This is a genomic window from Chitinophaga sp., from assembly GCF_035564935.1.
GTDB lineage: Bacteria > Bacteroidota > Bacteroidia > Chitinophagales > Chitinophagaceae > Chitinophaga.
This window is the reverse complement of sequence record NZ_DATMTE010000979.1, coordinates 1-1,532: the sequence shown is the minus strand read 5'-3', so window position 1 is coordinate 1,532 and position 1,532 is coordinate 1. Positions and strand designations below refer to the sequence as shown.

At 50.8% G+C, this 1,532-nt stretch carries 2 protein-coding genes; one reads left to right on the top strand and one right to left on the bottom strand.

Going from position 1 to position 1,532, the window contains the following annotated elements:
- The first annotated feature begins 2 nt into the window (after window positions 1-2).
- Window positions 3-173, top strand: coding sequence for a DUF6268 family outer membrane beta-barrel protein (locus VN105_RS29845; RefSeq protein ID WP_414647265.1), 171 nt, complete (start codon window positions 3-5; stop codon window positions 171-173).
- Between the two features lie 57 nt (window positions 174-230).
- On the opposite strand, the gene VN105_RS25440 is transcribed toward VN105_RS29845, so the two are convergent.
- On the bottom strand, window positions 231-1,532 hold a 1,302-nt coding region (locus VN105_RS25440; RefSeq protein WP_325645543.1), incomplete at its 5' end, for a PDZ domain-containing protein.

The following is a 1,532-nucleotide window of genomic DNA, read 5'->3' as shown; positions in this document are numbered from 1 at the left end:
GTTTGAGCAGGCATATTGATTTTGTGGCATCGGGAGGCAGTATCCTTTACAGTGGCATCGCCTTCCGGGAGAAAAGTTTATCGGAGATGTTTTCCGACAAACCGATGCATAGGTTGGCTACCAATTACTTTTTCAGTGGCGGATTGCGGTGGAATTTCCAGCCGCGTAAATAGTATTCCTGTTTTTAACAGAACCGGTCACTGTTTGCACAAACAGTGACCGGTAAAATATTATCTCACTTCATAAGGAGGTTGTGCAGGCGCCTTATAGGGCTTTGTTTGCAGCAGGTTCTTAATTTCAGTGATGGCCCTTTCCAGTTGCGGATCGATGCCTTTGGCCATATCGCCAAGGTTTTCATCTACGGCAATATCAGGATCAACACCGTGTCCTTCGCGGAACCAGGTACCATCGCTGTTGAACATACGGAACGATGGCACGGTGATCATACCACCATCGATCAGTGCAGGGGTATTGCTGATACCAATGAGGCCGCCCCAGGTACGGGTACCTATAATGGGACCCAGGCCAGCTTTGCGGAAGTAATCCGGGAACGCATCGCCGCCGGAACCGCTCCAGCCGTTAATGAGCATTACCTTGGGGCCAAAATTGGCATAGGAAGGCCATTGGGTGGGTGTACCGTTGCGGGTAGCCCAGTAAGCCAGTGGCTTGCGGTTCAGCATTTCAATAAAGCGGTCAGGGATCTGGCCTCCATTGTTGAAACGTTCATCAATCACAAGGGCTGCTTTATCCCACTGCCCGTTGAACTGGCGGATCAGTTCATCTTGTCCGTCGATGCCCGTACTTGGCACAAAAATATATCCTACCTGGTTATTGGTGGCATCGGCAACACGCTTGCGGTTACTCTCTATCCAGGCCAGATGGCGCAGGCGGTATTCGCTGCCGATAGTTTTCACGATGGCGGTTTTAGCGCCTTCCATAGAAGGACGGTTGTTCCAGGTGAGCTCCACTACTTTTCCGGCCAGCGACTGGAAAACGCCAAAGGGTTCCTGCGCGGTGGTAAGCGGCTCACCGTTTACGGCCAGGATATAATCTCCTTCATGAATATTTACACCGGGTTCGTCCAGCGGGTTGCGGGCTTCCGCATTCCAGGGTGCACCGCGGATAATGCGTTTGATCTTATAGTACTTGCCATCTGCCTGCCAGTCGACCCCAAGATACCCTACATTTTCATGCTTACTGCCTTCCACATCTCCGCCGAAATTGTAGGTATGCGAGGCATTCATTTCTCCCAGCAGTTCATTGATCACAAAGCTCACTTCCTCGCGGGTGCGGGCGCCTTCCAGGAGATGCAGGTATTTGTCTTTTACGTTATTCCAGTTGATGCCGTGCATATGCGGGTCATAGAAGAAATCGCGTTCCATGCGCCAGGTGTCCATAAACAGCTGTTTCCATTCTTCCGCAGGGTTTATGGTCATTTCCATTTCTTCCACGCGCATAGCGGTGTCGATCTTCTGGTTTTCGGCCACTTCAATAATACCATAGGGGCCATTGTTCACCAGGATTTTATTACC